The 26295-nt window shown below is 60.5% G+C and carries 29 protein-coding genes and 1 pseudogene; 11 read left to right on the top strand and 19 right to left on the bottom strand.

Features of this window, described 5'->3' with window-relative positions; genetic code table 11:
* Window positions 1–115: 115 nt before the first annotated feature.
* From hyi to GIW69_RS06375, 8 genes are all read left to right on the top strand, one after another.
* Window positions 116–898, top strand: a complete 783-nt coding sequence (gene hyi, locus GIW69_RS06410; protein WP_236481291.1) for a hydroxypyruvate isomerase — start codon at window positions 116–118, stop codon at window positions 896–898.
* Window positions 899–1007: 109 nt separating this feature from the next.
* Complete coding sequence (locus tag GIW69_RS06405) at window positions 1008–1901, top strand: 2-hydroxy-3-oxopropionate reductase (RefSeq protein WP_236481290.1); 894 nt, start codon at window positions 1008–1010, stop codon at window positions 1899–1901.
* Window positions 1902–2071: 170 nt separating this feature from the next.
* A complete protein-coding gene (locus GIW69_RS06400; protein WP_236481289.1) occupies window positions 2072–3346 on the top strand; it encodes a glycerate kinase type-2 family protein in 1275 nt (424 codons plus the stop codon).
* Window positions 3343–4758 (top strand): pyruvate kinase, encoded by a 1416-nt coding sequence (gene pyk, locus GIW69_RS06395; RefSeq protein ID WP_236481288.1) that lies wholly within the window; start codon window positions 3343–3345, stop codon window positions 4756–4758. Before GIW69_RS06400 ends, pyk begins: the two co-directional genes overlap by 4 nt.
* 135 nt (window positions 4759–4893) lie before the next feature.
* Window positions 4894–5808, top strand: a complete 915-nt coding sequence (locus GIW69_RS06390; RefSeq protein WP_236481287.1) for an urea transporter — start codon at window positions 4894–4896, stop codon at window positions 5806–5808.
* A gap of 21 nt (window positions 5809–5829) precedes the next feature.
* Window positions 5830–6654, top strand: coding sequence for an ion transporter (locus GIW69_RS06385; protein ID WP_236481286.1), 825 nt, complete (start codon window positions 5830–5832; stop codon window positions 6652–6654).
* 99 nt (window positions 6655–6753) lie between these two features.
* Window positions 6754–7752: a sulfate ABC transporter substrate-binding protein gene (locus tag GIW69_RS06380; RefSeq protein ID WP_236481285.1), complete on the top strand. Its 999-nt coding sequence runs from the start codon at window positions 6754–6756 to the stop codon at window positions 7750–7752.
* A 242-nt stretch (window positions 7753–7994) separates the two neighbouring features.
* Entirely contained in the window at window positions 7995–9182 is a 1188-nt protein-coding gene (locus GIW69_RS06375; protein WP_236481284.1) for an MFS transporter, read from the top strand.
* 44 nt (window positions 9183–9226) lie between these two features.
* On the opposite strand, the gene GIW69_RS06370 is transcribed toward GIW69_RS06375, so the two are convergent.
* Window positions 9227–9631 (bottom strand): type II toxin-antitoxin system HicB family antitoxin, encoded by a 405-nt coding sequence (locus GIW69_RS06370; protein ID WP_236481283.1) that lies wholly within the window; start codon window positions 9629–9631, stop codon window positions 9227–9229.
* Window positions 9632–9834 (bottom strand): annotated as a pseudogene (locus GIW69_RS06365) (type II toxin-antitoxin system HicA family toxin).
* A 361-nt stretch (window positions 9835–10195) separates the two neighbouring features.
* On the opposite strand from GIW69_RS06365, the gene GIW69_RS06360 reads away from it, so the two are divergent.
* Complete coding sequence (locus tag GIW69_RS06360; RefSeq protein WP_236481282.1) at window positions 10196–11077, top strand: LysR family transcriptional regulator; 882 nt, start codon at window positions 10196–10198, stop codon at window positions 11075–11077.
* 88 nt (window positions 11078–11165) lie between these two features.
* Here GIW69_RS06360 and GIW69_RS06355 read toward each other — a convergent pair whose 3' ends face one another.
* The 10 genes from GIW69_RS06355 to ccmA form a co-directional block, all read right to left on the bottom strand.
* Window positions 11166–11573, bottom strand: a complete 408-nt coding sequence (locus GIW69_RS06355; RefSeq protein WP_236481281.1) for a hypothetical protein — start codon at window positions 11571–11573, stop codon at window positions 11166–11168.
* 13 nt (window positions 11574–11586) lie between these two features.
* Window positions 11587–12789, bottom strand: a complete 1203-nt coding sequence (gene ccmI / locus GIW69_RS06350; protein WP_236481280.1) for a c-type cytochrome biogenesis protein CcmI — start codon at window positions 12787–12789, stop codon at window positions 11587–11589.
* Complete coding sequence (locus tag GIW69_RS06345) at window positions 12786–13256, bottom strand: cytochrome c-type biogenesis protein (RefSeq protein WP_236481279.1); 471 nt, start codon at window positions 13254–13256, stop codon at window positions 12786–12788. Before GIW69_RS06345 ends, ccmI begins: the two co-directional genes overlap by 4 nt.
* Complete coding sequence (locus GIW69_RS06340; protein WP_236481278.1) at window positions 13253–13789, bottom strand: DsbE family thiol:disulfide interchange protein; 537 nt, start codon at window positions 13787–13789, stop codon at window positions 13253–13255. The genes GIW69_RS06345 and GIW69_RS06340 overlap by 4 nt, the downstream gene beginning before the upstream one ends.
* Complete coding sequence (locus GIW69_RS06335) at window positions 13786–15774, bottom strand: heme lyase CcmF/NrfE family subunit (protein ID WP_236481277.1); 1989 nt, start codon at window positions 15772–15774, stop codon at window positions 13786–13788. Before GIW69_RS06335 ends, GIW69_RS06340 begins: the two co-directional genes overlap by 4 nt.
* 3 nt (window positions 15775–15777) lie before the next feature.
* On the bottom strand, window positions 15778–16233 hold the full coding sequence (gene ccmE, locus GIW69_RS06330; protein WP_236481276.1) for a cytochrome c maturation protein CcmE: 456 nt from the start codon (window positions 16231–16233) through the stop codon (window positions 15778–15780).
* A complete protein-coding gene (gene ccmD / locus GIW69_RS06325; protein WP_236481275.1) occupies window positions 16230–16406 on the bottom strand; it encodes a heme exporter protein CcmD in 177 nt (58 codons plus the stop codon). The genes ccmE and ccmD overlap by 4 nt, the downstream gene beginning before the upstream one ends.
* Complete coding sequence (locus GIW69_RS06320; RefSeq protein WP_236481274.1) at window positions 16403–17158, bottom strand: heme ABC transporter permease; 756 nt, start codon at window positions 17156–17158, stop codon at window positions 16403–16405. The genes ccmD and GIW69_RS06320 overlap by 4 nt, the downstream gene beginning before the upstream one ends.
* Window positions 17159–17246: 88 nt before the next feature.
* Window positions 17247–17915 (bottom strand): heme exporter protein CcmB, encoded by a 669-nt coding sequence (gene ccmB / locus GIW69_RS06315; RefSeq protein ID WP_236481273.1) that lies wholly within the window; start codon window positions 17913–17915, stop codon window positions 17247–17249.
* The gene (gene ccmA, locus GIW69_RS06310) at window positions 17912–18547 is read right to left on the bottom strand and encodes a cytochrome c biogenesis heme-transporting ATPase CcmA (RefSeq protein WP_236481272.1); all 636 of its coding nucleotides are present in this window, start codon (window positions 18545–18547) and stop codon (window positions 17912–17914) included. The genes ccmB and ccmA overlap by 4 nt, the downstream gene beginning before the upstream one ends.
* A 196-nt stretch (window positions 18548–18743) precedes the next feature.
* On the opposite strand from ccmA, the gene fliK reads away from it, so the two are divergent.
* Both fliK and GIW69_RS06300 read left to right on the top strand, forming a co-directional pair.
* Window positions 18744–20324: a flagellar hook-length control protein FliK gene (fliK, locus tag GIW69_RS06305; protein WP_236481271.1), complete on the top strand. Its 1581-nt coding sequence runs from the start codon at window positions 18744–18746 to the stop codon at window positions 20322–20324.
* A complete protein-coding gene (locus tag GIW69_RS06300; protein ID WP_236481270.1) occupies window positions 20321–20653 on the top strand; it encodes an EscU/YscU/HrcU family type III secretion system export apparatus switch protein in 333 nt (110 codons plus the stop codon). Before fliK ends, GIW69_RS06300 begins: the two co-directional genes overlap by 4 nt.
* Window positions 20654–20659: 6 nt before the next feature.
* On the opposite strand, the gene GIW69_RS06295 is transcribed toward GIW69_RS06300, so the two are convergent.
* From GIW69_RS06295 to GIW69_RS06265, 7 genes are all read right to left on the bottom strand, one after another.
* Window positions 20660–21055, bottom strand: coding sequence for a DUF2802 domain-containing protein (locus GIW69_RS06295; RefSeq protein WP_236481269.1), 396 nt, complete (start codon window positions 21053–21055; stop codon window positions 20660–20662).
* Window positions 21056–21541: a chemotaxis protein CheW gene (locus tag GIW69_RS06290; protein ID WP_108226832.1), complete on the bottom strand. Its 486-nt coding sequence runs from the start codon at window positions 21539–21541 to the stop codon at window positions 21056–21058. It abuts the gene before it with no gap.
* 73 nt (window positions 21542–21614) lie between these two features.
* Window positions 21615–22535 (bottom strand): CheW domain-containing protein, encoded by a 921-nt coding sequence (locus GIW69_RS06285; protein ID WP_236481268.1) that lies wholly within the window; start codon window positions 22533–22535, stop codon window positions 21615–21617.
* 118 nt (window positions 22536–22653) lie between these two features.
* Complete coding sequence (locus GIW69_RS06280) at window positions 22654–23442, bottom strand: ParA family protein (protein ID WP_236481267.1); 789 nt, start codon at window positions 23440–23442, stop codon at window positions 22654–22656.
* A gap of 43 nt (window positions 23443–23485) precedes the next feature.
* Window positions 23486–24376, bottom strand: a complete 891-nt coding sequence (gene motD / locus GIW69_RS06275; RefSeq protein WP_236481266.1) for a flagellar motor protein MotD — start codon at window positions 24374–24376, stop codon at window positions 23486–23488.
* 15 nt (window positions 24377–24391) lie between these two features.
* Window positions 24392–25132: a flagellar motor protein gene (locus tag GIW69_RS06270; RefSeq protein ID WP_236481265.1), complete on the bottom strand. Its 741-nt coding sequence runs from the start codon at window positions 25130–25132 to the stop codon at window positions 24392–24394.
* A complete protein-coding gene (locus GIW69_RS06265) occupies window positions 25132–26280 on the bottom strand; it encodes a protein-glutamate methylesterase/protein-glutamine glutaminase (protein ID WP_236481264.1) in 1149 nt (382 codons plus the stop codon). The genes GIW69_RS06270 and GIW69_RS06265 overlap by 1 nt, the downstream gene beginning before the upstream one ends.
* Between the last annotated feature and the right edge of the window lie 15 nt (window positions 26281–26295).

The following is a 26295-nucleotide window of genomic DNA, read 5'->3' as shown; positions in this document are numbered from 1 at the left end:
CACGCTCTGCGTGGGAATGCAGCCGGGACGCTCTGCGTCCCAAAGCGGACGCAGAGCGTCCATTGAGGCATTCCCACGCAGAGCGTGGGAACGAGAATTTAAACGGGAGACCACCATGCCGCGTTTCGCAGCCAACCTGTCCATGCTGTTCACCGAACAGGATTTCCTTGCCCGTTTCGATGCCGCCGCCAAGGCCGGTTTCAGTGGCGTTGAATACCTGTTTCCGTATGATTTCAGCTCCGCCGAAATCAAGGCCAGGCTCGACGCCAACGGTCTGACTCAGGTGCTGTTCAACCTGCCGGCCGGTGACTGGGCCAAGGGCGAGCGCGGTATCGCGTGCCTGCCGGACCGGGTCGAAGAGTTCCGCGCCGGTGTCGATCTGGCCATCGCTTACGCGCAAGTTCTGGGCAACACTCAGATCAACTGTCTGGCCGGTATCCGCCCACAAGGCGTGGACGATGCCACCGTAGAAAAAACCTTCGTCGCCAACCTGCGCTACGCCGCCGACAAGCTGCAAGCGGCCGGCATCAAACTGGTGATGGAAGCGATCAACACCCGCGACATCCCCGGTTTCTACCTGAACAACACGGCGCAAGCCCTGTCGATTTGCGAACAAGTCGGCAGTGCCAATCTGTTCCTGCAATACGACATCTATCACATGCAAATCATGGAAGGCGACCTGGCCCGCACGCTGCAATCGCACTTGGGCGAGATCAACCATGTGCAACTGGCGGACAACCCTGGCCGCAACGAACCGGGTACTGGCGAGATCAACTACCGCTTCCTGTTCGAGCACCTGGACCGCATCGGTTATCAGGGGTGGGTCGGCTGCGAATACAAGCCGCTGACTACCACCGAAGCAGGCCTCGGCTGGCTGAAAACCCATAACGCAATCTGACGCAGATCCCCTGTAGGAGTGAGCCTGCTCGCGATGAGGCTCACTCCTACATAAAAGCAACAGCTTTCCCCTATTTGCTTGAGCAAGACAAAAACAAGAGGATTTTCTCATGGCTAAAATCGGATTTATCGGCACCGGCATCATGGGCCACCCAATGGCGGCGAACCTGCAAAAAGCCGGTCACAGCCTGTTCCTGTCGGCGCACCACGACGCTGCCCCGGCCGATCTGGTCGCAGCCGGCGCCGTCGCTCTGGCCAACCCGCGCGAAGTTGCCCAGGAAGCCGAATTCATCATTGTCATGGTGCCGGACACCCCTCAGGTCGATGACGTGCTGTTCCGTGCCGACGGCGTTGCCGCAGGCCTGAGCAAAGGCAAAATCGTTATCGACATGAGCTCGATCTCGCCGACTGCCACCAAGGCTTTCGCTGCGAAGATCAACGAGAAAGGCGCGCAATACCTCGACGCACCGGTATCCGGCGGTGAAGTCGGCGCCAAGGCAGCGACCCTCAGCATCATGATCGGTGGCGATGTCGATGCGTTCGAGCGCGCATTGCCGCTGTTCCAGGCCATGGGCAAGAACATCACGCTGGTCGGCGGTAACGGCGACGGTCAAACCGCCAAGGTCGCCAACCAGATCATCGTTGCCCTGAACATTCAGGCCGTGGCTGAAGCCCTGCTGTTCGCCTCGAAAAACGGTGCCGATCCAGCCAAGGTGCGTGAAGCGCTGATGGGCGGTTTCGCCTCCTCGAAGATCCTTGAAGTGCACGGTGAGCGCATGATCAAAGGCACTTTCGATCCTGGCTTCCGCATCAGCCTGCACCAGAAAGACCTGAACCTGGCCCTGCAAGGCGCCAAAGAGCTGAACATCAACCTGCCGAACACCGCCAACGCCCAGCAAGTGTTCAGCACCTGCGCAGCGATCGGTGGCAGTAACTGGGACCACTCGGCGCTGATCAAAGGCCTGGAACACATGGCCAACTTCTCGATCCGCGACAAGAAATAATCTGCGCCTATGGCTCGCTTCCTGTGGGAGCGGGCTTGCCCGCGATGGCTTCAACTCGGTCTGCCTGAACGACCGCAGCGCCTGATTCGCTGGCAAGCCAGCTCCCACAAGGACCGCGCCGCTACACCGTTGTCGCTTTATCCCAATAACAAGAATTCCGGGAGCCCGCCATGTCGGTCGATCCGCAACAACTGCTGCGCGAGCTGTTTGCCACAGCCATCGACGCGGCCCATCCGCAGCAAGTCCTCGAAGCCCATTTGCCCGCCGACCGCACCGGCCGTGTGATCGTCATCGGTGCCGGCAAAGCCGCGGCCGCCATGGCCGAAGTGGTAGAGCGCTGCTGGCAGGGTGAAGTGTCTGGCCTGGTGGTGACCCGTTACGGTCACGGCGCCCCTTGCACAAAAATCGAAGTGGTCGAAGCCGCGCATCCCGTGCCGGATGCTGCCGGCCTGGCCGTGGCCAAACGCGTGCTGGATCTGGTCAGCAACCTGAGCGAAGACGACCGGGTGATTTTTCTGTTGTCCGGTGGCGGTTCTGCCCTGCTCGCCCTGCCGGCCACAGGCATCACCCTGGCCGACAAGCAGTCGATCAACAAAGCCCTGCTCAAATCCGGCGCGACCATCGGCGAGATGAACTGCGTGCGCAAGCACCTCTCGGCGATCAAGGGCGGACGCCTGGGCAAGGCCTGCTGGCCTGCAACGGTTTATACCTATGCGATTTCGGATGTGCCGGGCGACCTCGCCACGGTCATCGCCTCCGGCCCGACGGTGGCCGACCCGAGCACCAGCGCCGAAGCCTTGGCGATCATCAAGCGCTACGGCATCGAAATTCCGGCGTCGGTGCGCACTTGGCTGCAAAGCCCGGAATCGGAAACCGTCAAACCCGGTGATCCAAGTCTGGCCCGCAGTCATTTCCAACTGATCGCCCGTCCGCAGCAATCCCTGGAAGCGGCGGCGGTGAAATGCCGTCAGGCCGGTTTCAGTCCATTGATCCTCGGTGACCTCGAAGGCGAGTCCCGCGATGTGGCGAAAGTCCACGCCGGCATCGCCCGCCAGATCATCCAGCACGGCCAGCCCCTGGCGGCGCCCTGCGTGATTTTGTCCGGCGGCGAAACCACCGTGACCGTGCGCGGCAATGGCCGGGGCGGACGCAACGCCGAATTCCTCCTCAGCCTGACCGACAGCCTCAAGGGCCAGCCCGGCGTCTACGCCCTGGCCGGTGACACCGACGGCATCGACGGTTCGGAAGACAACGCTGGCGCAATCATGACACCGGACAGCTACGCCCGGGCTGCCGCCCTCGGTCTGAGCGCCAGCGACGAACTCGACAACAACAATGGCTACGGCTACTTCGAGGCGCTCGACGCGTTGATCGTCACCGAGCCGACCCGCACCAACGTCAACGACTTCCGCGCCATCCTGATCCTCGAGAGCCCTAAACCATGACGCCTGACAAAAAGGTCAAAATCCTCGCCACCCTCGGACCTGCCGTCGATGGCATCAAAGACATCCGTGAACTGGTCGAGGCCGGGGTCAACATCTTCCGTCTGAACTTCAGCCACGGCGATCATGCCGACCACGCCAAGCGCTATCAGTGGATCCGCGAAGTCGAGCGCCAGCTCAACTATCCGCTGGGCATCCTGATGGATTTGCAAGGCCCGAAACTGCGGGTCGGCAAGTTCGCCGACGGCAAGGTTCAGTTGCATCGCGGCCAGGCGTTCCGCCTCGATCTGGACGCCACCCCGGGCGATGAACGCCGGGTGAACCTGCCCCATCCGGAGATCATCGAAGCGCTCGATGCCGGCATGGATCTGCTGCTCGACGACGGCAAACTGCGCCTGCGCGTGGTAACCAAATACGCCGACGCCATTGACACCACCGTGCTCAATGGCGGTGAGTTGTCGGATCGCAAAGGCGTCAACGTGCCGCAAGCCGTGCTCGACCTGAGTCCGCTGACCGCCAAGGATCGCCGCGATTTGAGCTTCGGTCTGGAACTGGGTGTGGACTGGGTCGCGTTGTCGTTCGTGCAACGCCCGCAAGACATCATCGAGGCCCGCGCATTGATCGGCAACAAAGCCTTCCTGATGGCGAAAATCGAGAAGCCTTCGGCCGTCGAGCAACTGCGCGAAATCGCCGAACTGAGCGACGCGATCATGGTGGCCCGTGGCGACCTCGGTGTCGAAGTGCCGGCGGAAAGCGTCCCGCAGATTCAGAAGGACATCATCACCACTTGCCGACAGCTCGGTAAGCCGGTGGTGGTAGCCACGCAGATGCTTGAGTCGATGCGCTTCTCGCCGGCACCGACCCGCGCCGAAGTCACGGACGTCGCCAACGCCGTGGCCGAGGGTGCCGATGCGGTGATGCTGTCAGCGGAAACCGCCTCCGGCGAATACCCGCTGGAAGCCGTGCAGATGATGAGCAAGATCATTCGCCAGGTGGAAAACGGCCCGGACTATCAGACCCAGCTCGACGTCAGCCGACCGAAAGCCGAAGCGACGGTGTCCGACGCCATCAGCTGCGCGATCCGGCGGATCGGCAACGTGTTGCCGGTGGCGGTGCTGGTCAATTACAGCGAATCCGGCACATCGAGCCTGCGTGCTGCGCGGGAGCGGCCGAAAGCGCCGATCCTCAACCTGACGCCGAATCTGCAGACCGCCCGCCGCTTGACCGTGGCGTGGGGGATTCACTCGGTGGTCAACGATCGCCTGCGTCAGGTCGATGAAGTCTGTTCGACCGCGCTGGAAATCGCCCAGGCCCAGGGAATGGCCGAGCGCGGCGACACGCTGCTGATTACGGCCGGCGTGCCGTTCGGGCAACCGGGGTCGACCAACTCGCTGCGGATCGAAACATTGATTTAACCCTTCACATGATCGTTCCCACGCTCCGCGTGGGAATGCAGCCCGGGACGCTCTGCGTCCCAAGAGCAGACGCAGAGCGTCCATTGAGGCATTCCCACGCAAAGCGTGGGAACGATCAGCATCGAAAAATCTGCCATGCCTGCCAATCATTTCAACACCCACTGCCCCGACTGGGCCGAGGCTTTGCTTAACGGTTTCAGTCAAATATTCCTCCAGCGTCATCCGCTGTGCGGCTTGCTGTGCCTGTTGGCGATTCTGTCCACCGCGCCGGTGTTGTTTGCCGGTGCGTTGCTCGGCGGTGTCGCCGGGTTGCTCACCGCGCAACGCCGCAACTACGCCAAGGCTGATCGCCAGGCTGGACTGTTCAGTTATAACGGCGTGCTGCTCGGCTTGTTGCTGAGCCTGTATTTCCCTTGGTCGCCGATGCTGCCGTCGCTGATTCTGGCGGCCGGGGGTCTGAGCGCAATGGTCTCGCAACAGTGGCTCAAACGCGTCTGGACGACCCGCGCCCTGCCCGCTTACACCTCGTCCTTCGTCGGTATGGGCTGGCTGCTGCTGTGTTTCGCCGAACCGTTGGCACCGAGCGCCGCAGTGGAGATGAACACGCAAAACCTGCTGGCCGCTGTGCTCAGAGGTCTGGGTCAAGTGATGTTCCTCGACCACCCGCTTGCCGGTGCGTTGATCGCGACGGGTTTGCTGATTGCCAATCGCCGGGCGTTTCTCTGGGCGCTGCTCGCCTCGTTCATCGGTCTGGGTTCCAGCCTGTTGCATCACGACAATCAATTCACCCTGCTCGGCCTCGGCGGCTATAACGCCGTACTCGCCGCCCTCGCCTTCAGCACCCGACGCGATCAACCGTGGCTGCCATTGCTCGGCATCGGTCTGGCCCTGCTGGTGACGCCGATTTTCAGCGCTATCGGTTTAGCGACCCTGACCGCACCGTTCATCCTTGCTTGCTGGCTGTTGCGCAGCGGTATCGGACTGATGCGCCAGCCCGAGGTGAACACCGCGCCTTGCGCTCACGGGGAGAATCAACCTAGGCTGCGCTGATCTACGATTCAGGCGTGATCCATGGACAGCAGCAACAACTGGCGTGAACAGCTTTACGTCATGATTTTCCAGAGCGACACCAAGGCTGGACGACGCTTCGACGGCATTTTGTTGTTGATCATCCTCGCCAGCCTGGTGATCGTGATGCTCGACAGCATCGACAGCGTTCACCGCAACTACGCCGACGTGCTGGCGTATATCGAGTGGGGCTTCACGGCGATTTTTCTCGGTGAATATCTGCTGCGCCTGTACTGCTCGCCGAAACCGTTGCGCTATGCGTTCAGCTTCTATGGGATTGTCGATCTGCTGGCCATCGTGCCCGGCATTCTCGCGCTGTATTACAGCGATGCGCAGTACCTGCTGATCATCCGCATCATCCGGATGCTGCGGATATTCCGCGTACTCAAGCTCAGCCCCTATCTCAAGCAAGCCAACTACCTGATGTCGGCGCTGCGCGGCAGCAAGCAGAAGATCGTAGTGTTTCTGGTCAGTGTCTGCACGTTGGTGACGGTGTTCGGCACCTTGATGTACGTGATCGAAGGCCCGGAACACGGCTTCACCAGCATTCCCAAAGGCATCTACTGGGCTATCGTGACCCTGACCACGGTGGGCTTCGGCGACATCGTGCCGAAGACGCCGTTGGGCCAGGTGATTTCATCACTGGTGATGATCACCGGTTACTCGATCATCGCCGTGCCGACCGGAATTTTTACCGCCGAACTGGCGAACGCCATGCGCGGCGATCAACTGCAACACGACTGCCCTGTGTGCAAGAAAAACAGCCATGAACAAAGCGCAGCGTTCTGCTCCCGCTGCGGCAATCAGCTGTTCAAAAAACTGGAATAAGCAAAGAGCTTTTTAATCTTTAAACCACTATGCGCACCCCGCTATAGTCGCTGGCAATTGAACATCACCCCCGTGTAGGAAAACAAAAAGGAATTCGCAGTGAAAAAAATCCTGGGCGCTTCTCTTCTCGCCGCCGGCCTGGCGTTTGGCAGCGTGGCTCACGCTGCACCGACCTTGCTTAACGTTTCCTACGACGTGATGCGCGATTTTTACAAGGACTACAACACCGCCTTCCAGAAACACTGGCAAGCCGAGCACAACGAAAACATCACGGTGCAGATGTCCTTTGGCGGGTCGAGCAAACAAGCGCGTTCAGTGATCGACGGCCTGCCGGCTGACGTCATTACCATGAACATGGCGACCGACATCAACGCCCTCGCCGACAACGGCAAACTGATCCCGGAGAACTGGGTCACGCGTCTGCCGAACAACAGCGCACCGTTCACCTCAGCAACCGTGTTCATCGTCCGTAAAGGCAACCCGAAAGCCTTGAAGGACTGGCCGGATCTGCTCAAGGACGGCGTACAGGTCATCGTGCCGAACCCGAAAACCTCGGGTAACGGGCGCTACACCTATCTCTCGGCCTGGGGCTACGTGCTGAAGAACGGCGGTGACGAGAACAAGGCGAAAGACTTCGTCGGCAAACTGTTCAAGCAAGCCCCGGTACTCGACACCGGTGGCCGCGCGGCGACCACCACGTTCATGACCAACCAGATCGGCGACGTGCTGGTGACCTTCGAAAACGAGGCCGAAATGATCGCTCGTGAATTCGGTCGCGACCAGTTCGAAGTGATCTACCCAAGCGTCTCCGCCGAAGCCGAGCCACCGGTGACTGTGGTCGACAAAGTGGTCGAGAAGAAAAAATCCCACGCGGCCGCCGAGGAATACCTCAAATACCTGTGGTCGCCGGAAGGTCAGGAAATTGCTGCGGCCAATTACCTGCGTCCGCGTGATCCGGCGGTGCTGGCGAAGTACACCGACCGTTTCCCGAAGGTCGACTTCCTGTCGGTAGAGAAGACCTTTGGTGACTGGCGCACGGTGCAAAAGACTCACTTCAACGATGGCGGAATCTTTGACCAGATCTACACCGGCCAATAACGCCTGAGCTGCCATGAAAAAGGCGACCTGAAAAGGTCGCCTTTTTTGTACCGGTACAGGGAAATGTAAGCAGGCTATCGAAGCGGATGTAAGTGAATGTATCATCGCCTTTCGTTATTCGGACACGCTCAACGTCTCGCTCATTCCGCAACGGAATAACTGATATCAACCCGACGTTTCTTCCGCCACCCCGGCCTGTCCATTAGCCTCACTGCATCCCTTTTCGCTGGATCGAGAAAACTATGACCACCACCACTCACGCAATGACCCGAGGCATGGTGCTGCTGTTCGCGTTCTGCTGCGGCGCCATCGTTGCCAACATTTACTACGCACAGCCGATCATCGGCCTGATCGCGCCGGACATCGGCCTGACCGACACCATGGCCAGTTTCATCGTCTCGCTGACCCAGATCGGTTATGCGCTGGGCCTGTTCTTTTTGGTGCCGCTGGGTGATCTGCTGGAAAACCGCCGGTTGATGATTATCACAACGGTGGTAGCGATCGGCAGTCTGTTGGCGGCGGCGTTTACCGATCAGCCCAATGTATTTTTAATCGTCTCGCTGTTGGTCGGTTTCAGTTCGGTGTCGGTACAAATCCTCATTCCACTGGCCGCACATCTGGCGCCGGAGGAATCACGGGGCCGTGTGGTTGGCGGGATCATGGGCGGCTTGCTGCTGGGTATTTTGCTGGCGCGGCCGGTGTCGAGCGTGGTCGCCGACCATTTCGGCTGGCGTGCGATGTTCATGATTGCGGCGGCGTTGATGGCGGCGATCAGCATTGTCCTCGCGCTGACGGTGCCCAAGCGTCAACCGGATCACAGCGCCTCCTACGGCCAGTTGCTCGGTTCGCTGTGGACATTGCTGCGCCAGCAACCGGTGCTGCGCCAAAGAGCGTTTTATCAAGGCTGCATGTTCGCCACGTTCAGCCTGTTCTGGACGGCCGTGCCGCTGGAACTGGCGCGTAACCATGGTTTGTCGCAAACCCAGATCGCAATCTTCGCCTTGGTCGGTGCCATCGGTGCCATCGCCGCACCGATTGCCGGTCGCCTCGCCGACGCCGGCCATACCCGTGTGGCTTCGCTGCTGGCCATGGTATTCGCCAGCGTCAGTTTCCTGCCCGCTTTCATCCACCCGGCCTACAGCGTCATCGGCCTGGCCGTGACCGGCGTCGTGCTCGACTTCTGCGTGCAGATGAACATGGTGCTCGGCCAACGCGCTGTCTACTCCCTCGACGCCAAGAGCCGTGGCCGCCTCAACGCGCTGTACATGACCAGCATCTTCATCGGTGGCGCCTTCGGTTCGTCTGTGGCCAGTGCGGTGTACGAACAGGGCGGCTGGTTGTGGATCGTGATTGTCGGCAGCGCATTTCCGGTGCTGGCATTGCTGCGGTTTTTGAGTGCTTCGCAGAAAGCTTCATTGGCGACGGCCTGAATCTGGAAAGCATCGTCGGGACGATTGCCCGACGATGCATCCGATCAGTGCCTTACCAGTTTTTCCATCGCCGCATCTGCCAGAAAGGAAGAGCGGCTTTTGACGTTATGCTCTCGCACATAACGGTCGATACGCTGGATCACGTACCCGGGTAATGTCACGTTGACCTTCTCGGTCTTGCCCATGTACGGAGAAATATCCAGCTCCAGCATGCCCCAGCCCATCTCGGCAAATTCCGGATTGCCACGATGAACTGCGGCTGAAGTCGGCATCGGCACCGACTCTCCCTCCGCTGCCATTTCCTGCAGCATGATGTGGGCCACCTCAATGGCCGCGTTATAAGCCTCTTCAAACGTATCCCCAGCCGTAACGGCGCCAGGAATATCAGGGATCTGAATACCGATGGCGGTGTTTTCGTCACCCCACTCGATGCAGATTGGATATTGCATTTACGGATCTCCTTTGCCACTGGCTGACGGGCAATACAGCCCGGCTCGCCTCCTGATGCTCTTGACCGTCCCGACCGGTAAAGCCTTTTTCGGATGGGGGACGGGAATCGTGTAGGGGTTATGAAGATGTGATGACTGCCGGTCACCCGATCCAGCGTCCAGCCAGCCTCCTCCAGCTCCTTGATCAATAACCTGCTTTGCACCAACCGCCTCCTTGCTTCGGCATGATAAAAATAACTCTAGAGTTATCTTTACTCAAGCACAGAATCCTTTATCGCGACGTCCGGTTGTTTTACAGAGTGTGATTTCCGGGTAGTTGCATGTTCTACGAAGCACACTGACGCCTTCCCGGATTACACTCAGCGGCCGACATAATTTGTGGATGGCGACGCGTCGATCAGTAAGGCCGCGTTCTGACAGACACCACTTTTCCCCTGTGGGAGCGAGCCTGCTTGCGATTGCGGTGCATCAGCCAAATCGATGTGTCTAGAAATATCGCTATCGCGAGGACGCTCACTCCTCCAGAGATTTTCAGCAATCTTCGAAGTTGTATAAGGATCTGAAATGGATCGCCTCGCTGCCATGGAAACCTTCGTCTACGTCGTCGAAACCGGCTCGTTTTCCGCCGCCGCCAGGCGTCTGAACATCGGTCAGCCCGCCGTATCGAAAACCATCGCCCAACTGGAAAGCCGACTTGGCGTGCGCTTGTTGTTGCGCTCGACCCGTGGCCTGACGCCGACCGAAGCCGGGCTGGCGTTTTTCGAACGGGCCAAACGTGCATTGGAAGAGGCCGATGAAGCGGACGAAGCCGCGCGCGGAGCCGCCAGCGGCCTGAGCGGAAACTTGCGCATCAGCGCCGCCGTAACGTTCGGCCGCATGCACATCGTCCCGCACCTGGGTGCGTTTCTCGATCAACATCCGAACTTGAACATCGACTTGATGCTCGACGACCGCAACATCAATTTGGTCGAGGAAGGTATCGACGTCGCCCTGCGCATGGGCGCGCTCACCGACTCCGGCCTGACCGCACGCAAAATCGCCGACTGCCGCCGCGTGGTGCTCGGTACCCCGGCCTACTTCGCCAGACACGGCGAACCCGCCTGCCCCGCCGAACTCAGCAAGCACCAGGCCATCGTCTACAGCCTCGGCGGTGGCATGACCTGGCAATTCAGCAAGAATGGCGACCAGCAACCGGTGATCCTCGGCGGTCGCCTACGTGTCAGCGCAGCCGAAGGCTTGCGTGAAGCGGTGCTCGCCCATCAAGGCCTGAGCATAGCCTCGCGATGGATGTTCGCCCCGGAACTCGAAAGCGGTGCGGTCAAGGAAGTGATGACTGATTGGGCGTTGTCAGACATCGACCTGTGGGCGGTATTTCCTACAGGCCGAATGGCCAGCGCCAAAGCGCGGGCATTTGTGGAGTATGTGCAGGAGTTGTTGGCCAGGTAGCCATAAAAAGAAAAATCAAAGGATCGCAGGCTTCGTCAGCTCCTACCGAGCCCCAAAAAAACGGCGATCCAAAGATCGCCGTTTTCGCTTACTGCCCGTACTGCTTGCCCAATCCCGCCGGCACGCCGTGGATGTTGGTGTCTTCCCACGGGCCATCCGGGCTGATGGAGCGGCTCCAGCCGTTGTTCCAGCGGTAGTAGGTGCGCTGGCGGTAGAAGGTGTCGGTCTGATCGTCGAGGACGTAGACGCCGAGTTTCTGATCCCAATGGCTGTTGCCGCCCGGCGGTGGCGCGAAGCTGGCAGAGGTGCGCGGGACGGGTTTGGCCGGTTTGGCGGGGATGCTCGGTTTGCTCGGCGTCGGCGACGTGGAGGGTGTCGGGCTCGGTTGCGACGGTGGGATCGGCGGCAGGGTTGTCGTCGGCTCAGGCCTATGGGCCGCACACGCGCTGAGTCCCAGCACCAGACTGAGAAGTGTGATTTTAGCGATGGCGGTCATGGCGGTGTTCCTGTTATTTGTCCGGGCTGTCGATGGTCAGTGTTTGTTGCGCGGTGGTGCTGCTGGCCAGTGGCTGACTGCGTCCAACCCATTCCCCTGCCGTCGGTTGACCGGCCCGGGAGATGCGCGCAACCAGTTGGACTTCAGGGAAGTTCGACAGTTTCAACTGCGGCATCATCGCGTCGGCGTCGCCCAATTCGACGGTCACTGGCAAGTCGGCCACGGTCAGGCGCTTAGCCGCCAATGGCGCGGGTGGGCCGGACGTGGCGCGGGCGAAGATGAACACGCTGTCGCCCGGTTGAACCTTGGCTTTCAGTTCGCTGGCCAGATCGACGTGCACTTTGAGCAGCGCGGCCGCTTTCGCCTCCGGCGCCTGCGCGATTTTACCGCCGCCGGCTTCGAGCTTCTCTTCGGCGCGGGTGATGCCGCCCTGCAATGCTTCGCGGGATTTGTCTTGCGGTGGTAACTGCGCCAGCAGGCGATTCCAGTAGTCGATGGCCTCCTGATAACGCTCGCCTTCAAACGCGGCGATACCCAGCAGACCGAGGCTGGTGACTTCTTTCGGATCGGCTTTCAGCGCTTCGTCGGTCAGGACCTGAACCTTGTCCGACCACTTCTTGTTGTCGGCGAAGTACTGAGCCTGCGCCCACTGGCCGAGCAACTCAGGCTGGCGACCGGCGAGGCTGACGGTGCGCTCGAACATCTTCGCCGCGTCTGCCGGCCGATCCTGAGCCATGTAAGTGCGACCCAGGAAATACAGGCCTTCGGCGGAGTCCGGTTGCGCTGCGACTGCACGCTCCAGACGCTGGGTCATTTCTTCCATGGACTGCGGCGCCTGGGCGAATTCGCGGGTCAGTTCGACCTTGTCGCTGGCACCAAAATGCAGATACAACCCCAGACCCAGCAACGGCACCAAAACGGCGGCCAGCAATGGCAATGGTTTGCCCAGCTTCGAAACACGAGCCGGCGCAGCGCCTTCGGTATCGGCCAGTAATTCACGCGCTGCTTCGGCACGACCGCTGTCCATTTGCGCGTTGTCGAGTACGCCTTCGGCCTGCTGCGCTTGCAATTCGGCAACGCGCTCCTGATACAGGGCGACGTTCAAAGCGGTGCGGTCTTCCTCACGCTGGGCGCGGCGACCGCGCAACACGGGGATCAGCAGAAAACTCAGGGCGACCAGTAGCAACAGCCCTGCGGCAAGCCAGAAATCAATCATTCTTGGGTTTTATCCAACAGTTGGTCGAGGCGCTGGCGCTCTTCGGTGGAAAGCGACGACGCCGTGGCGCTGCGTTGTACGCGGCGACGGCGGACGATCACGGCAATCACCACGAACCCGCCGAGCAACAGGCCGGCCGGACCGAACCAGAGCAATGCGGTCTTGGCGTTGAGCGCCGGTTTGTAGCGGACGAAATCACCGTAGCGGTCGACCATGAAGTCGATGATCTGCTGATTGTCCTTGCCCTCGCCGAGCATGCGGAAGATCTCTTTGCGCAGGTCGGCGGCAATCGGCGCGTTGGAGTCGGCGATGTCCTGGTTCTGGCATTTAGGGCAGCGCAGTTCCTTGGTCAGTTCACGGAAACGCTCGCGGTCGCCTTCTTTGGCGAATTCGTAAGTGTCGATGGCGGCGTGGGCCACGCCGGCCAGACTCAAGCCCAATACCACGGCAGCTAAAAAGCGCTTCATGGCTTGGCCTCATCAACCAGTGCCTGATATTTGGCCGCCAGTTTTTCGCGCCAGACCTGCTCGTCGATTACGCCGACGTATTTGTCGCGGATGATGCCCTTGGCGTCGATGAAGAAGGTTTCCGGTGCGCCATATACACCGAGATTCAGGCCCAGCGAGCCTTCGTCATCGCGAATGTCGAGCTGATACGGGTTGTGGAATTCGGCCAGCCACTTCAATGCATCGGCGTTGACGTCCTTGTAGTTGATGCCGTAGATCACCACGCCGCGCTCGGCCAGTTTGTTCAGCACCGGATGCTCGACCCGGCAGGAAATGCACCAGGTGCCCCAGACATTGACCAGTGCCGGTTTGCCGAGAATGTCAGCCCTGGTCAGGGTCTTGTCGCCCTGCACGGCGGGCAGGGAAAACTCCGGGAACGGCTTGTTGATCATCGCCGAGGGCAATTCCGCAGGATCCAGGTACAAACCGCGATAAAGAAATACCGCCACCAGCAGGAAAATCGCCAGTGGCACCAGCATTAACCAACGTCTCATGCAGCGGCTCCTTCCATGCCCAGGGCTTCACGCACCTTGGCTTTGACCTTGACTCGATAACGCCGATCCAGCGCCGCCAGCAATCCACCGAAACCGGTGAGCAAGCCGCCGAACCAGATCCAGCGCACGAACGGCTTGACGTGTACCCGCACCGCCCAGGCGCCATCGCCGAGGGGTTCGCCGAGTGCGACATATAAGTCACGGGTGAAGCCAGCGTCGATCCCGGCCTCGGTCATCACCGAGTTCTGTACGGTGTAGAGGCGTTTTTCCGGGTGCAGCACGCTGATTTCCTGGCCATTGCGGATCACGCGAATGGTGCCTTTGTCCGAAGTGAAGTTCGGCCCTTCGAAGTGCTTGGCGCCGTCGAACACAAACTGATAACCGGCCAGATCCATCGATTCGCCCGGCGCCAGGCGCAGGTCGCGCTCGGCGCTGTTCTGGCTCGACAACACCACGCCGAGCGCGCACACGGCGATGCCGAGGTGAGCGATCTGCATGCCCCAATAACTGCGAGTCAGGGTTGGCAGGCCTTTGATCAGCCCCTTGTGTCGCGTTTTGTCGAGGAGGTCGCGCACGCCGGCCAGCAACACCCAAGCCGCGAGCATGAACGTGGCGAGCACCGCCCAGTTGAAATCGCCGTAGGCAACACCGGCCACCACCGCCAGCGCGGCGCTGCCGAGCAGCACCGGGGCGAGCATGCTCACCAGCCATTTCACCGGGGTGTCTTTCCAGCGCACGATCACACCGACCGCCATCACCACCATCAACAGCGCCATCAATGGAATGAACAACGCGTTGAAGTACGGCGGCCCGACCGACAGCTTGGCACCACTCAGCGCATCAAGAATCAGCGGATACAGGGTACCCAGCAAAATCATCGACGCCGCCACCACCAGCACCAGATTGTTGCCCAGCAGCAGGGTTTCCCGCGACCACAGGTTGAATCCGACCTGGCTCTTGACCACTGGCGCGCGCAACGCAAACAGCGTCAGCGAGCCGCCAACCACAAACAGCAGGAAGATCAGGATAAACACGCCGCGCTCAGGGTCGGACGCAAACGCGTGAACCGAGGTCAGCACGCCGGAGCGCACAAGGAACGTGCCGAGCAGGCTCAACGAAAAGGCAGCAATCGCCAGCAGCACCGTCCAACTCTTGAACACACCGCGTTTTTCCGTGACCGCCAGCGAGTGAATCAGCGCCGTGCCCACCAGCCATGGCATGAACGAGGCGTTTTCCACCGGATCCCAGAACCACCAGCCGCCCCAACCGAGTTCGTAGTACGCCCACCAGGAACCGAGGGTGATGCCGATGCCAAGAAAAGCCCAGGCAACAATCGTCCACGGCCGCGACCAGCGTGCCCATGCGGCGTCGAGGCGACCGCCGAGCAGTGCGGCGATGGCAAACGCGAACGCTACGGAGAAACCGACATAACCCATGTACAGCATCGGCGGGTGGACGATCAGGCCGATGTCTTGCAGCAGTGGATTGAGATCACGCCCATCGGCCGGAATCTGCGGCAGGATCCGCGCGAACGGGTTCGACGTGAGGATCAGAAACAGCAGAAAACCGATGCTGATCATGCCCATCACCGCGAGTACGCGAGCGAGCATGACTTGTGGCAATTGTCGGGAGAACACCGACACCGCAAAGGTCCAGCCGCCGAGAATCAAAGCCCAGAGCAACAGCGAGCCTTCGTGAGCACCCCACACCGCGCTGAATTTGTAATACCAGGGCAAGGCGCTGTTGGAGTTCATCGCCACGTATTCGACGGAAAAGTCATCGGTCATGAAGGCGTAGGTCAGGCAACTGAAGGCGAACAGCAGAAACGCGAACTGTCCCCACGCGGCCGGTTGGGCCAGGCTCATCCACAACCGGTCGCCGCGCCAGGCACCGAGCAACGGCACCACGGCCTGCACCACCGCGAAACACAGCGCCAGGATCATCGCCAGGTGGCCGAGCTCAGGAATGAAAATACCGGACGTCATTGATCAACCCTCCTTCGCAGGTGTTGGCGCGGACTGGCCGCTGTCCTTCAAGGCTTTGGTGACTTCCGGCGGCATGTATTTCTCGTCGTGCTTGGCCAGCACTTCATCGGCGACCACGACGCCATCGGCGTTGATCTTGCCGAGGGCGACGATGCCCTGCCCTTCGCGGAACAGATCCGGGAGGATGCCGCGATAAGTGATAGTCACGGACTTGTTGAAGTCGGTGACAGCGAACTTCACGTCCAGAGAGTCGCCGGAACGTTGCAGCGAACCCTTCTCGACCATGCCGCCGGCGCGAATGCGCGTGTCCTGCGGTGCTTCGCCGTTAGCGATCTGGGTCGGGGTGTAAAACAGATTGATGTTCTGTTGCAGGGCGCTCAGGGCCAGGCCGACGGCGGCGCCGACCCCGACCAGAATCGCCAGAATGATGATCAGACGTTTTTTGCGCAGCGGATTCACTTGCCGTTCTCCCGACGCAGACGACGCGCCTCTTCTTGCAGATACCGCTTGCGGGCCAGGATCGGCGCCGCCACGTTGAAAGCCAGCACCGCGAGGCAGATGCCGTAGGCCGACCAGACATACAGGCCGTGATGGCCCATGGCGAGGAAGTCGCCGAATGACGCGAAACTCATCGAGCGGCTCCCAGCGTGTTCTGCACTTCGGCTTTCACCCAACTCGCGCGAGCCTCGCGCTTGAGCACTTCGAGGCGCATGCGCATCAGCAGCACGGCGCCAAAGAAACAGTAGAAACCCAGTACCGTGAGCAGCAACGGCAGCCACATTTCGGCTGGCATTGCCGGTTTTTCGGTGAGGGTAAAGGTCGCGCCCTGGTGCAGGGTGTTCCACCATTCCACCGAGTATTTGATGATCGGGATGTTGATCACGCCAACGATGGCCAACACCGCGCAGGCCTTGGCGGCGCTGTCGCGGTTGCTGATGGCGTTGCCGAGGGCGATCACACCGAAATACAGGAACAGCAGAATCAACATTGACGTCAGGCGCGCATCCCACACCCACCACGAACCCCAGGTCGGTTTGCCCCAGATCGCCCCGGTGACCAGCGCCACGGCAGTCATCCAGGCACCGATCGGCGCGGCGCATTGCAGGGCGACGTCCGCCAGTTTCATTTTCCACACCAGCCCGACCACGCCGCACACCGCCAGCATCACGTAGATCGACTGGGCGAGCATCGCGGCAGGCACATGGATGTAGATGATGCGAAAGCTGTTGCCCTGCTGGTAGTCCGGCGGCGCGAAGGCCAGGCCCCAAACGACGCCGACACCGATGAGCAGCAGTGCAGCGATGCTCAGCCACGGCAACAGTCTGCTGCTGATGCCGTAGAACCATTTGGGCGAGCCGAGCTTGTGAAACCACGTCCAATTCATGTTGTGTCCATCACGGGTGCTCTTCGCTATGAAGAGTCAGGGTCTGCCTTTCTTGCAAAAGTGGTTAAAAATTAACCAGACCTCATTATTATTCGCCGACGCTGATCTTCAGGCCAGCAGCTATTGCAAAGGGTGTCAGGGTGATCGCCAGGGCGGTCAGGCTACCAAGCCACAGGAGATAACCGGTCGCCGGCATTCCTTGCAAGGCTGCCTGCAAGGCGCCACTGCCGAGGATCAAAACCGGGATGTACAACGGTAAAATCAGCAGCGCCAGCAACAAGCCGCCACGCTTCAAACCGACCGTCAGCGCTGCGCCCACCGCACCGAGCAAGCTCAGCACGGGTGTGCCCAGCAACAACGACAACAGCAACACCGGCAGGCAGGCGACCGGCAAACCGAGCATCAGTGCCAGCAACGGTGAGAGCAACACCAGTGCCAGTCCGGAAAAAAGCCAGTGTGCCAGCACCTTGGCCAATACCAGAAGAGGCAGGGGGTGCGACGAAAGGACCCACTGTTCAAGGGATCCGTCTTCGAAATCACTGCGGAAAAGTCCGTCCAGCGATAGCAGAACCGCCAGCAGCGCCGCCACCCAGACTAACCCCGGGGACAGGTTTTGCAAGAGTTGTGTTTCCGGGCCGACGGCCAGCGGAAACATTGCAATAACAATGGCGAAGAAAATCAGCGGATTCGCCAGCTCCGCCGGGCGGCGGAACAGCAACCGGGATTCACGGGCAACCAACAGGCCGAACACACTCATAGCGCCCATTTCCCTAAATCGACGTCGCGATACCCTGCCGGGATCCGGCTCAAGGTGTGATGGGTTGTCAGCACGATCAGACCGCCACGCTCGCAATGCCCGGCCAGGTGTTCTTCAAGCTGCGCCACGCCCTGCTTGTCGAGGGCGGTGAAGGGTTCATCGAGAATCCACAGCGGCGGGCTGTCCAGATACAAACGCGCCAACGCCACACGTCGTTGCTGGCCGGCGGACAGGGTGTGACAGGGAACATCCTCGAAACCGCGCAATCCAACCGCCGCCAGGGCTTGCCAGATCGCGTCGCGCTCGGCAGGTTGATGCAACGCACAAAGCCAGGCGAGGTTTTCCTCGGGTGTCAGCAAATCCTTGATGCCGGCGGCATGGCCGATCCACAGCAGATTGCGCGCCAGTTCGCTGCGCTGTTCGTTCAAGGGTTTGCCGTTGAGCAGAACCTGTCCGTCCGTCGGCTGCATCAGGCCGCCCAACAGACGCAGCAAACTGGTTTTGCCGCTACCGTTGGGGCCACTGATCTGCACCATATCGCCACTGGCCAGTCTCAATTCGAGATTTTCGAAGAGCAGCCGAAGGTCGCGCTCACAGGCAAGGGCAACAGTTTGCAGGACGGGACTGGTCAAGGATTTGCGGGCCTTATACGGTTCAAGTCGGCTCTGGCGCGGCCGTTAAAGTGATGCAGCATAGATGCAATGACGGCGTGTTCTAGAGAGCTGCGTCAATCATTTGTATGTTTTTACGACGAAGCGAAGAACGGGCGGCATTATACATGCCGTCGCTACCTCTCAAGAGTGCAATTTCCACAGGTTGTGTCCGCGTATGACAGGCGAAATCAACATCCCCACGCTCCCGCAGATAGCCCCGGCGACCACGCGTCCGCTGGCAATCAGCGGTGAATTGCTCAAGCTGCTGACGCCAATCGACGGGTTGATTGCCGCCGGCCAGAGCGCCAAGGCCGAGGTGTTGTCGCTCAAGCAGGCAGACCAGACGTTTCAATTGTTGCTTAAAGTGACACTCGACAGCGGTCGCCAGACGACCGTCCAGGCCACCAGCAACCAGCCGCTGCCCCAAGGCACCAGCCTGGCGGTGACCCAACCGTCGTCGGGCAATCTGGCGATTACCGTGCAACAAGCGCTGGCGTCCAGCGTCGCCACCCTCACCCGCATCGACACCGCGCAATTGCCAGTCGGCAGTCTGGTGCAAGGCAAGGTGCTGACGACCCAGGCGTTGCCGCAAGTGCCGGGACAACCGACGGTGTTCCGTTCAATGGTCAGCCTGCTCAATACCGCCCTGAGTGGCAGCACCCTGAGCATCGACAGCCCGCAACCGCTGCGCATCAATACGTTGTTGTCGGCGCTGGTGCAGGACTCGCAGACTCTGAAGTTCGTGCCCTTGAGCAACCGTCAGGAACAATTGGCGGTAAGCCAGCAACTGCTCGGCCAACAGAGTCGCCAGGGCTCGCTGGATGCTGTGCTGAAAGTCTTGCAGAACTTGCCGCCCGCCACCGACCCGGCATCGAAAGACTTGCGCGCCGTGGTCGATCGTCTGCTGTCGAGTCTGCCGGACGTGCAGCAATTGAGCACGCCCAAAGGCGTGGCACTGGCGCTGGCAAACAGTGGCGCCTTCCTCGAAGCCAAGCTGCTGACCGGACAAAATCCGACACTGACCCCGGACATGAAAGGCGACCTGCTCAAACTCATCGCGCAACTGACCCCGGGCTTGCCATCGAGCTCCAATTTCAACGCGATCATCGCCGCCAACACCCTTGCCCAGGCACTGCCGAGTTTCGTGCGTAACGCCCTCGGCACCCTTGGCCAAGTCAGTGCAAAACCGCTGCCGAGCAGTTTTCCGCTGCCCGAACGTCTGCTGCAAAGTCTCGACGGTGAAGGCGATCTGGAGCAATTGCTGCGCCTTGCTGCGGCGGCGGTGTCGCGCCTGCAAAGCCATCAGTTGTCGAGCCTGGAACAGACCGGCGTTACCGATGACGGTCGGTTGCTGAGCACCTGGCAGCTGGAAATCCCCATGCGCAACCTGCAAGACATCGTGCCATTGCAGGTCAAGTTCCAGCGAGAAGAAGCGCCGGAGAAAGAACAGCCGAATGAACAACGCCGTGACGAACGCGAGCCCAAGCAACAACTTTGGCGCGTCGAACTGGCGTTCGACATGGAACCGCTCGGGCCGATGCAGATTCAGGCGCAACTGATCAAGGGCAGCCTGTCCAGCCAGCTATGGGCCGAGCGCCCGTACACCGCCAGCCTGATCGAAAGCAATCTCGTGGCACTGCGTCAACGCCTGCTGGACTCCGGCCTGAACGTCGGCGATCTGGATTGCCACCTCGGCACGCCGCCCCAAGGCAATCAAACCCGTCTCGAACAACGCTGGGTGGATGAAACCGCATGAACGATTCCACCGCCCCACGCCAGGCCATCGCGCTCAAATACGACGGCACCCACGCCCCGACACTCACTGCCAAAGGCGATGAAGAACTGGCCGAAGAAATCCTGCGCATCGCCCGCGACTACGAAGTGCCGATCTACGAAAACCCCGAGCTGGTCAGGCTGTTGGCGCGCATGGAATTGGGCGACAGCATTCCGGAGGAGCTGTACCGGACGATCGCCGAGATCATCGCGTTTGCCTGGAACCTCAAGGGCAAATTCCCTGAGGGGCAGGATCCGAATGCACCGATGGTCGAGAAAGACATCACGGGGCGCGGGGAAGCTGAAAGCTGAAAGCTCTCAGCTGCCTTTATGCAACTTCCTCATCAACTCCGCCTCAGCCTGGGTCAACCCGCAGGACTGGGTGAGCTCATCGACGCTGGCGCCCATACCGACCAGTCGCGCCGCCTGGGCGAACGACAGGCTTGAAGGGTCGCGCTGCTCCAGCTGAGTAATTTTGTCCGGCAGCGGACCGACCACCGCACGCAGTTCGTGCAGGGCTTCGCCCATGCGTACGTTGCCATTGCGATAGTCTTCGACGCTTTTGACCAGTTCCTTGATGCGTTGATCACGCAACGCATCGCCCAGCGCCTGCTGCGCAGCGATTTCACGCTGCGAGCGGATGTACGCCAGAAACATCGCCAGGGTGCCTGCCCAAAAAAGGAACAGGACGATGACCGCGACCTCGAGAATCAATCAGATGTTCTCCAGATCCGACCATTCTTCTTCGCTCATCATCTTGTCCAGCTCGACCAGGATCAGCAACTCGTTGTTCTTGTTGCACACGCCCTGGATGAACTTGGCCGACTCTTCGTTGCCGACGTTCGGCGCGGTCTCGATTTCCGACTGACGCAGGTAAACCACTTCCGCCACGCTGTCGACCATGATACCGACGACTTGCTTGTCGGCTTCGATGATGACGATCCGCGTGTTGTCGCTGATCTCACCGCTGTTCAGGCCGAAGCGCTGACGAGTGTCGATCACGGTGACCACGTTACCGCGCAGATTGATAATGCCCAGCACGTAGCTCGGCGCACCTGGCACCGGCGCGATTTCGGTGTAGCGCAGGACTTCCTGAACGCGCATCACGTTGATGCCGTAGGTTTCGTTATCCAGCTTGAAGGTCACCCATTGCAGGATCGGATCTTCAGAACCTTTTGCCGCTGTCGCCTTGTCGTTCATACCCTTGCCCCTCGAAATACCGCCCTTGCGGTGTGTGTTCTGTGCGCCAGCATTCTTACGCCGGCGCGTGTCTTTATGTCGGTTTGTGGTTCGGCTTACTGCCGGACATGTGTTTTGCCCCGCCGCTGGCGATCAACTCGGCCAGTTCGGATACATCGAGCAAGGCGCACATGTGTTCAATCACGGTGCCGGCGAGCCATGGCCGCTGACCCCGGTGACTTCTCCATTTGATTTCATTCGGATCCAGGCGCAGCGAACGGCTGACCTGATGCACCGCCAGCCCCCACTCGTAACCCTGCACCGAAATCACGTATTGCAGGCCCTGGCGGAAATCGTCGCGATAACGATCCGGCATGACCCAACGGGCGGTGTCCAGCACCTTCAGGTTGCCGGCCTGGCTCGGCAGGATTCCGAGGAACCATTGCGGCTGACCAAACAGCGGCGTCAGCTCGTGCCCCGCCAGCGAATAAATCGAGCCCAGGCACACCAGCGGCACGGCCAGGGTCAGCCCGGCGACGTCGAACAACAGACATTCGAACGGCTCGGCGGCCCACGCCGGGCGGCCGTCGGTTTCCACCGGCGGCGGTGTGTTGCTCGGTGGTAAATGAACTTCTACGACCGCAGGTACCAGGACTTGCGGCGGCGGTGGCACCACGACCGGAGCGGGTTCGACCGGCACTTGCAGCAGCTGCGTCTGCAACAGCGGCGCGAGGATCGACACTGATGGGCGGACCGGCTCGGCCTCTTCCGCTAACGTCAGCGGAGCCTTGGCAACCGGTGCGACGCTGGGCGCGGCAACGGGAGCGGCAACGGGAGCGGCGGTTTTCTGCGCATCACGCGCCTGCTCTTCCAACACCGCTGCCTGGAATTCATCAATGGCCTGGGTGGACTCGACCACCTCAACGTCCATTTCAGGAATGTTCTGCAACAGATCATCCAGATAAGACTGCAACGCCATCTGCGGACGCGAAGTCAACTTGATCGGCCGACTCATACACAGCCCCCTATAGGAGCTGCCGCAGACAGCGATCTTTTGACTTTTCCAAGGGCGTCACAAAGCCAGATCAACAGATCGCAGCCTGCGGCAGCTCCTACACGGATCGGGTTCATGGTCAGGCCACCTGCGCGACGAGTTGTTGCGCCAACAGGTGTTTGAGCAGTGCCCGATAGGCCAGCACGCCCCGGCTCTTGCCGTCGAATTGCGACGGCGTGACACCGGCACGGCTGGCATCGCGCAGACGGGTATCGACCGGGATGTAACCCTGCCAGATATCGTCCGGGAATTTGTCGCGCAATATGCGCAGCGTGCCTAGTGATGCCTGGGTGCGGCGGTCAAACAGCGTCGGCACGATGGTGAACGGCAGCGCCTGTTTGCGCGAGCGGTTGACCATCGCCAAGGTGTTGACCATGCGCTCCAGGCCTTTGACGGCCAAGTGCTCGGTCTGCACCGGGATCACCAGTTGCTGGCTCGCCGCAAGGGCATTGACCATCAACAGGCCAAGCAATGGCGGGCTGTCGATGATGGCGTAATCAAAATCCTGCCACAGCTGCGCCAGACTCTTGGCGATCACCAGACCCAGACCACTCTGCCCCGGCGACTGCCGCTCAAGAGTCGCCAGCGCGGTGCTCGACGGCAGCAGGGAAATGCGTTCGTCACTGGTCGACAACAGCAGTTGCCCGGGCAAGCCCTGGGGCACGCTGCCCTTGTGCAGGAACAGGTCGTAATTGCTGTGATCGAGGCTGTCGGGATCGTAGCCAAAATAGCTGGTCATCGACCCGTGCGGATCGAGATCAACCACGACCACGCGCTTGCCCGCCTCGGCCAGCAACCCGGCTAAAGCGATGGAGGAAGTGGTCTTACCGACACCACCCTTTTGGTTGGCAACTGCCCAGACTCTCATTCGGTTCGTTCCTCTCGACCGGTCGACCCGGTCAAGACATGGTTCAGCGTGTTAATGCGGGCGACGGAGAATTGACGGCACTCTCGCGTCCCGGCGTCTTGACCGGGGTCGGTGCAGTTTGTGTGCCAGCACGCTTCAATGCGGCATCCGGTTGCGCGTTGGCGGTTCCGGTGCCCGTGAGGCTGCGGCGTACATCCAGATTGCGCGACACCACCAACACCACTCGACGGTTTTTTGCACGGCCTTCGACGGTCGCGTTATTGGCCACCGGCTGGAATTCTCCATAGCCCACCGACGCCAAACGTCCGGGGTTCACACCCTGCATGGCGAGCATGCGCACGATGCTTGACGAGCGCGCCGAAGACAGTTCCCAGTTGGTCGGGTACTGCGCGGTACGAATCGGTTGATCGTCGGTGAAGCCTTCGACGTGGATCGGGTTGTCGAACGGTTTCAGAATCCCGGCAACCTTGTCGATGATGTTGAACGCCATGTCGCTCGGCATGGCATCGCCGCTGCCGAACAACAGGCTGGAATTGAGTTCGATCTCAACCCATAACTCGTTGCCGCGCACAGTCATCTGGTTGGAGCTGATCAAGTCGCCAAACGCGGCGCTGATGTCATCGGCGATGCTTTTCAGCGGATCACTGGCCCCGGCAATACCGGCGTCGATTTGTTCGGCGTCCTTGACCAGCGGCTTGGCCGGGGTCACGGTCTTCGGTCGTTCGTCACCGATCGGGATCGGCTTAAGCGCGCGGTCGGAGTCGGTAAAAACTCCGATCAACGCTTCGGAAATGACTTTGTACTTGCCTTCGTTGATCGACGAAATCGAGTACATCACCACAAAGAAGGCGAACAGCAAGGTGATGAAGTCGGCATACGACACCAGCCAGCGCTCATGATTGACGTGTTCTTCTTGATGTCGACGACGAGCCATAGTCCTTTACCCCCATCAATCCATGAAGCCTTGCAGCTTCAACTCGATAGAACGTGGGTTTTCACCTTCGGCGATCGACAGAATGCCTTCCAGCAACATTTCGCGATAACGCGACTGGCGCAACGCGATTGACTTCAGCTTGGCGGCAACCGGCAACAGAATCAGGTTGGCACTGGCCACACCGTAAATGGTGGCGACGAACGCCACGGCAATGCCGCTGCCCAATTGCGAAGGATCAGCCAGGTTGCCCATGACGTGGATCAGACCCATCACCGCACCGATGATGCCGATGGTCGGCGCGTAGCCGCCCATGCTTTCGAAAACCTTTGCCGCTGCAATGTCGCGGGCTTCCTGGGTGTAGAAGTCCACTTCGAGGATGCTGCGGATCGCTTCCGGCTCAGCGCCGTCGACCAGCAATTGCAGGCCTTTACGCGAGTAGCTGTCCGGTTCGGCATCGGCCACGCCTTCCAGACCGAGCAAGCCTTCCTTGCGAGCGGTGAGGCTCCAGTTGACAACGCGGTCGATGCCACCGGCCAGATCGACCCGTGGCGGGAAGAAGATCCACGCGAGAATCTGCATGGCGCGCTTGAATGCGCTCATTGGCGATTGCAGCAACGCCGCGCCGACGGTGCCGCCGAGTACGATCAGTGCCGCCGGGCCGTTGGCCAGCGCGCCGAGGTGACCGCCTTCAAGGTAATTGCCGCCGATGATGGCGACAAACGCCATGATGATCCCGATCAGGCTTAGAACATCCATCAGATACACGCCTCGACCAGGTGCTTGCCGATTTCGTCCAGACCGTAAACCGCGTCGGCCAGGTTCGCTTTGACAATGGCCATTGGCATGCCGTAAATCACGCAACTGGCTTCGTCCTGCGCCCAGATTGAGCTACCGCCCTGCTTGAGCAGGCGCGCGCCTTCGCGACCATCAGCACCCATGCCGGTCAGCACGACCGCCAGCACTTTGTCGCCGTAGGATTTCGCGGCGGAACCGAACGTGATGTCCACGCACGGTTTGTAATTCAGACGCTCGTCGCCCGGCAGGATTTTCACCGCGCCGCGACCATCAATCATCATTTGCTTGCCACCAGGGGCCAGCAGCGCCAGGCCCGGACGCAGGATGTCGCCATCCTCGGCTTCCTTGACGCTGATGCGGCACAGCTTGTCGAGACGTTCGGCAAATGCTTTGGTGAACGCCGCCGGCATGTGTTGAACCAGCACGATCGGCGCCGGGAAGTTGGCCGGCAATTGAGTGAGTACACGTTGCAGGGCGACCGGGCCGCCAGTCGACGTACCGATGGCAACCAGTTTGTAGGCTTTGCGTTTCGGTGCCGGCGATGACGGGCCGGCCGCCGGCGCGCGGCTTGGCACAGGGCTGCGCTCAGGTGTCGGCGTCGGACGTGCCGGGGCGCTGCTGCCATAACTGCTGACGCTAGACGGCGCGGGCGCGGAAGCCGGCGTCGGTGCAGCGGCAGGCGCTGGCGAGCTGTAGGCACTGAAGCGACGATTGCTGCGCGAGATGCTGTGAACCTTCTCGCAGAGCAGTTGCTTGACCTTCTCCGGGTTACGGGAGATGTCTTCGAAATTCTTCGGCAGGAAATCCACCGCGCCGGCGTCCAGCGCATCCAGGGTGACCCGGGCGCCTTCGTGCGTCAGCGAGGAGAACATCAACACCGGGGTCGGGCAGCGCTGCATGATGTGCCGCACCGCCGTGATGCCATCCATCATCGGCATCTCGTAGTCCATGGTGATCACGTCCGGCTTGAGCGCCATGGCCTGATCGATCGCCTCTTTACCATTGGTTGCCGTGCCGACAACCTGGATGCTCGGATCTGCTGAAAGAATTTCCGAGACGCGGCGACGGAAAAAACCCGAATCGTCCACCACCAGGACTTTAACTGCCATAAACACTCCGTTAGA

It is taken from the genome of Pseudomonas syringae, from assembly GCF_021605415.1.
Taxonomy (GTDB): domain Bacteria; phylum Pseudomonadota; class Gammaproteobacteria; order Pseudomonadales; family Pseudomonadaceae; genus Aquipseudomonas; species Aquipseudomonas syringae_S.
The sequence above is the reverse complement of the archived record's forward strand: the minus strand, read 5'-3'. Positions and strand labels throughout refer to the sequence as shown.

What these genes read in the sequence shown, in the direction of transcription:
- hyi (WP_236481291.1), top strand. Translation starts at nt 116, where the DNA reads ATGCCGCGTTTCGCAGCCAACCTGTCCATGCTGTTCACCGAACAGGAT.
- GIW69_RS06405 (WP_236481290.1), top strand. Translation starts at nt 1,008, where the DNA reads ATGGCTAAAATCGGATTTATCGGCACCGGCATCATGGGCCACCCAATG.
- GIW69_RS06400 (WP_236481289.1), top strand. Translation starts at nt 2,072, where the DNA reads ATGTCGGTCGATCCGCAACAACTGCTGCGCGAGCTGTTTGCCACAGCC.
- pyk (WP_236481288.1), top strand. Translation starts at nt 3,343, where the DNA reads ATGACGCCTGACAAAAAGGTCAAAATCCTCGCCACCCTCGGACCTGCC.
- GIW69_RS06390 (WP_236481287.1), top strand. Translation starts at nt 4,894, where the DNA reads ATGCCTGCCAATCATTTCAACACCCACTGCCCCGACTGGGCCGAGGCT.
- GIW69_RS06385 (WP_236481286.1), top strand. Translation starts at nt 5,830, where the DNA reads ATGGACAGCAGCAACAACTGGCGTGAACAGCTTTACGTCATGATTTTC.
- GIW69_RS06375 (WP_236481284.1), top strand. Translation starts at nt 7,995, where the DNA reads ATGACCACCACCACTCACGCAATGACCCGAGGCATGGTGCTGCTGTTC.
- GIW69_RS06370 (WP_236481283.1), bottom strand. Translation starts at nt 9,631, where the DNA reads ATGCAATATCCAATCTGCATCGAGTGGGGTGACGAAAACACCGCCATC.
- GIW69_RS06360 (WP_236481282.1), top strand. Translation starts at nt 10,196, where the DNA reads ATGGATCGCCTCGCTGCCATGGAAACCTTCGTCTACGTCGTCGAAACC.
- GIW69_RS06355 (WP_236481281.1), bottom strand. Translation starts at nt 11,573, where the DNA reads ATGACCGCCATCGCTAAAATCACACTTCTCAGTCTGGTGCTGGGACTC.
- ccmI (WP_236481280.1), bottom strand. Translation starts at nt 12,789, where the DNA reads ATGATTGATTTCTGGCTTGCCGCAGGGCTGTTGCTACTGGTCGCCCTG.
- GIW69_RS06345 (WP_236481279.1), bottom strand. Translation starts at nt 13,256, where the DNA reads ATGAAGCGCTTTTTAGCTGCCGTGGTATTGGGCTTGAGTCTGGCCGGC.
- GIW69_RS06340 (WP_236481278.1), bottom strand. Translation starts at nt 13,789, where the DNA reads ATGAGACGTTGGTTAATGCTGGTGCCACTGGCGATTTTCCTGCTGGTG.
- GIW69_RS06335 (WP_236481277.1), bottom strand. Translation starts at nt 15,774, where the DNA reads ATGACGTCCGGTATTTTCATTCCTGAGCTCGGCCACCTGGCGATGATC.
- ccmD (WP_236481275.1), bottom strand. Translation starts at nt 16,406, where the DNA reads ATGAGTTTCGCGTCATTCGGCGACTTCCTCGCCATGGGCCATCACGGC.
- GIW69_RS06320 (WP_236481274.1), bottom strand. Translation starts at nt 17,158, where the DNA reads ATGAATTGGACGTGGTTTCACAAGCTCGGCTCGCCCAAATGGTTCTAC.
- ccmB (WP_236481273.1), bottom strand. Translation starts at nt 17,915, where the DNA reads ATGAGTGTGTTCGGCCTGTTGGTTGCCCGTGAATCCCGGTTGCTGTTC.
- fliK (WP_236481271.1), top strand. Translation starts at nt 18,744, where the DNA reads ATGACAGGCGAAATCAACATCCCCACGCTCCCGCAGATAGCCCCGGCG.
- GIW69_RS06300 (WP_236481270.1), top strand. Translation starts at nt 20,321, where the DNA reads ATGAACGATTCCACCGCCCCACGCCAGGCCATCGCGCTCAAATACGAC.
- GIW69_RS06290 (WP_108226832.1), bottom strand. Translation starts at nt 21,541, where the DNA reads ATGAACGACAAGGCGACAGCGGCAAAAGGTTCTGAAGATCCGATCCTG.
- GIW69_RS06285 (WP_236481268.1), bottom strand. Translation starts at nt 22,535, where the DNA reads ATGAGTCGGCCGATCAAGTTGACTTCGCGTCCGCAGATGGCGTTGCAG.
- GIW69_RS06280 (WP_236481267.1), bottom strand. Translation starts at nt 23,442, where the DNA reads ATGAGAGTCTGGGCAGTTGCCAACCAAAAGGGTGGTGTCGGTAAGACC.
- motD (WP_236481266.1), bottom strand. Translation starts at nt 24,376, where the DNA reads ATGGCTCGTCGTCGACATCAAGAAGAACACGTCAATCATGAGCGCTGG.
- GIW69_RS06270 (WP_236481265.1), bottom strand. Translation starts at nt 25,132, where the DNA reads ATGGATGTTCTAAGCCTGATCGGGATCATCATGGCGTTTGTCGCCATC.
- GIW69_RS06265 (WP_236481264.1), bottom strand. Translation starts at nt 26,280, where the DNA reads ATGGCAGTTAAAGTCCTGGTGGTGGACGATTCGGGTTTTTTCCGTCGC.